This window comes from Capillibacterium thermochitinicola, from assembly GCF_013664685.1.
In the GTDB taxonomy this organism is placed as follows: domain Bacteria; phylum Bacillota; class UBA4882; order UBA10575; family UBA10575; genus Capillibacterium; species Capillibacterium thermochitinicola.
Window position 1 is genome coordinate 1 of sequence record NZ_JAAKDE010000034.1, and the last position, 1530, is coordinate 1530.

At 47.1% G+C, this 1530-nt stretch carries 1 protein-coding gene; it reads left to right on the plus strand.

The annotated features are described in order from the left end of the window. Positions 1-1235, plus strand: a 1235-nt coding sequence (locus tag G5B42_RS10645; RefSeq protein ID WP_231133513.1) for an IS110 family RNA-guided transposase, incomplete at its 5' end; no start/stop codon positions are given. Positions 1236-1530: the final 295 nt, after the last annotated feature.

Below are 1530 nucleotides of genomic sequence, written 5' to 3' on the forward strand. Positions count from 1 at the left end.
AGAAGACTTTAATTGTGGGTGTAGACGTAGCCAGCATGACACACTTTGCCAGAGCTTTTGATTTCAGAGGAATTGAGCTTGGGAAGATAATAAGAATCAGTAATGATGTCCAGGGATTCCGTTTATTCAAGCTCTGGGTGAATGAATTGAAAGGAAAATACAACAGGGATACTGTTATGGTAGGGATGGAACCCACGGGGCATTATTGGTTTAACTTCGCCCAGTTTCTTAAGGATTCGGGCATACGAATCGTATTGGTTAACCCGTTCCATGTCAAGCGGAGCAAAGAATTGGACGACAACAATCCGACCAAAAATGACCGTAAGGATCCCAAGACCATAGCCATGCTGGTGAAAGACGGCAGGTACCAAGTGCCCTATGTGCCTGAAGGCCTCTACAGTGAACTCCGGACGGCAATGGAAACCCGTTGGCATATCGTTCAGGGTTTAAATGCGATTGGCAATCGAGTAAAGCGTTGGCTTAGCATTTACTTTCCCGAATTCAGCAAAGTATTTAGCGCCTGGGAAGGTAAAGGTGCACTAATCGTCTTGAAGGAGTTTCCTACCCCCGAAAAGGTGTTGCAAAAAGGGGTAGACGGCATAGCTGCACGCTGGCGAAAGGATAAACTGCGGCCACTAGGCCTAAAAAGAGCCATGCGCCTTGTCGAAGCGGCTAAGAACTCTGTCGGGGTACGGGAAGGTCTTCGCGCGGCCGAGACCAGCCTGAGAATGCTGCTTGCCGAGTATGAGATGAAGAAGCAGCAACTTGAAGAGATAATGGTCTTGGTTGAAGAACTGATATACCAAATACCAGGGATCAAAGAAGTCCTTAAGATCAAAGGCATAGGTCTTGTTACAGCGGCAGGATTCATGGCTGAGGTAGGAGACCTGAGCCGGTTTGACCATCCCAAGCAAATCCAGAAGCTGGCCGGCCTGAACATTAGAGAGAACAGCTCAGGCAAGCATAAAGGTAAAACAACCATCAGCAAGCGTGGCCGGAGACGATTGAGAGCATTGTTGTTTCAAGGGATTATGCCTGTGGTGGCAAAGAATCCGGAGTTCCGGAGGTTACACCAATACTATACGACCAGAGCCCAAAACCCGCTAAAAAAGAAGCAATCCTTGATTTTACTCTGCTGTAAGCTAATCCGGATAATCTTTGCGCTAATGAAAAAGCAAGTAGCATATGACCCGCAGAAAATGATGAATGACATTCAAAGGCCGGTAGCGGCTTAACCTTAGTATTACCTAGACCACTGGAAGAACCTTGACAAAATGAGCCGGATAGTCAGGTTGAATTAATCCATAAGGGCGCTGACCCAGCATAGGAGCATGACTGACATCCACCTCATGGGTAGGCAGGACGAAGGAATTTGGGGCATTGACCCTGTGAGATATGGGAGGTTTGCCGCCAGGGAGACATGTGGATCATAACGGCCGCAATATTGTGAAAATGTATGGTTGCGACCGGCATACACATGCACTTCCTAATAATTGAATGTCTGTTTATATTACCCATAAGGACTCATTT